Annotated in this window: 2 protein-coding genes; both read left to right on the forward strand. The window is 68.3% G+C overall.

The window, feature by feature from the left end; translation table 11 throughout:
- Positions 1–195: 195 nt before the first annotated feature.
- Complete coding sequence (locus tag ABZ454_RS38850; protein ID WP_359544137.1) at positions 196–747, forward strand: VUT family protein; 552 nt, start codon at positions 196–198, stop codon at positions 745–747.
- A partial coding sequence (locus ABZ454_RS38855; RefSeq protein WP_359544138.1) for a hypothetical protein occupies positions 744–1,521 on the forward strand: 778 nt, incomplete at its 3' end. The genes ABZ454_RS38850 and ABZ454_RS38855, both read left to right, overlap by 4 nt.

Consider the following 1,521-nt stretch of genomic DNA (forward strand, 5'->3'; position numbering starts at 1 on the left):
GAGCCCACCTGCGCGAAGAACACCGAGCCGACCGCGGCGATCCCGATCGCGGAGCCGACGCCGCCAGGGCCGCATCTACTGCCCGTGCGACACCGAACTCACCGCCAGCCGGTAACCCCCGGGCCGTCCCGACACTCGACCGTCTGGGCGGCCCGCGTCGGCCCCACAACCTGAAATGTGAGAGACCACCGCCCCATGCACATCCAGACCCACGCCCCGGTTCTCACTCCGAAGCGGAACGCCTACGCCCTCGCGGCCCTCACCGCCTACATCTCGACCATTCCCGTAGCCAACTGGCTCGTAGCCAACATCGGCCCCGTAGACGTCGGCTTCGGCTACCAGGCCCCGGCCGGCGTCTACATGGTCGGTCTCGCCCTCATCCTCCGCGACGCAGTGCAGCAACTCCTGGGCCGGCGCAGCGCCCTTTACGCCGTCGCCACCGGCGCCGCCGTCTCCTACCTCCTCGCCGACCAGGCCCTCGCCCTCGCCTCCGTCGCCGGGTTCGTTGTCTCCGAACTCGCCGACACCCTCGTATACACCTGGCTCCGCGGCCGACGCCTCCTCGTCGGAGCCGTCCTCGCCGCCAGCGCCGCCGGCCTCGTCCTCGACAGCGTGCTGTTCCTCGGCATCGCCTTCCACAGCCAGGAGTTCCTTGCCGGCCAGATCCTCGCTAAGACGTACATGACGCTCGCAGCCGTCGCCGCCATAGCCGCGTACCGCCGATCGAACCGGCTACTCACGACGTGAAAGCCACCCTCATGCTCGGCACCTGCGAGGACCACTGGCTCTGGTCCCCCGATCCACGCTTCGACGGCATCACCTTCTTCGTCTCACGCAACCGGTTCGCGCGACGCAAGCGGAGGATGCCGCGGGCCCTTCATCCGTGCGCGATGGACTCCGGCGGGTACACCGAACTCCAGCAACACGGCCGGTGGCGTTCCACCCCGCAGGAGTACGTCGTCGAGGTACGTCGCTACATCAGCGAACTCGGCGAGGACATGGTGCTCTGGATCGCACCGCAGGACTGGATGACCGAGCCATGGACCATCTTCGGCGGGTGGCACGACGGCCAGCACTTCGCCGGCACGCGCGAGGCTCGCGGCCTCAAGCCCGACGACCCCGAGCAGGACCTCACCACAGCCGTCCGAATCCACTGCCGCTACACCGTCGACAACTTCCTCGAGCTACGACGCATCGCCCCCGACCTCAAGATCATCCCCGTCCTTCAGGGACAGACCCTGGACGACTACAAGTACTGCGCCAGCCTCTACGAGGCAGCCGGCGTCGACCTCGCCGCCGAACCCGTCGTCGGACTCGGCAGCGTCTGCCGACGCGAGGCCACCGACGAGATCGCCCAACTAGTCGCCCACTTCAGCGACCGCGGCCTCAACCTCCACGGCTTCGGTGTGAAGTCCAGCGGCCTCAACCTCTACGGCAACGAACTCGTCTCCGCCGACTCCCAGGCCTGGTCGTTCGGGGCACGCCGCCGCAAGGACGGCACGCTCCACTGCCTCACCGATC

This window comes from Streptomyces sp. NPDC005803, assembly GCF_040630435.1.
Lineage (GTDB): Bacteria > Actinomycetota > Actinomycetes > Streptomycetales > Streptomycetaceae > Streptomyces.

Bases quoted from the DNA above. Each gene is read 5' to 3' on its own strand.
- ABZ454_RS38850 (WP_359544137.1), top strand. From the start codon at position 196: ATGCACATCCAGACCCACGCCCCGGTTCTCACTCCGAAGCGGAACGCC.